The sequence below is a fragment of the Halomonas sp. QHL1 genome, from assembly GCF_001882345.1.
In the GTDB taxonomy this organism is placed as follows: Bacteria; Pseudomonadota; Gammaproteobacteria; order Pseudomonadales; family Halomonadaceae; genus Vreelandella.
The window spans coordinates 2,709,523-2,709,764 of record NZ_MINL01000001.1 but is presented as its reverse complement, the minus strand read 5'-3'; the positions used below and the strand labels follow the sequence as shown (position 1 = coordinate 2,709,764).

At 61.6% G+C, this 242-nt stretch carries 1 pseudogene; it reads left to right on the top strand.

From position 1 onward, the window contains the following. Positions 1 to 16: 16 nt before the first annotated feature. Positions 17 to 242 (top strand): annotated as a pseudogene (locus QHL1GM_RS19575) (hypothetical protein); the annotation flags it as partial.

Genomic DNA, 242 nt, shown 5'->3' with positions numbered 1-242 from the left:
AGGCTAGGCTATAACATTGGCCGAATGGAACGACCTCTCCCGCGGGGCCCAACAGTGGATCGAAGGCGCCGATGAAACGGCCCAAGCAATCGACATGAAGCCCCTGCTCAGCGGTCCCGGCCCGGCCCAAGCAATCGACATGAAGCCCCTGCTCAGCGGTGCTTCCCCGGAAGACGAAGGGCTCTACGTGCTGCACCACAAACACTGGGTCGACGAAATGTTGCGTGCCATCAGAGCGCAGC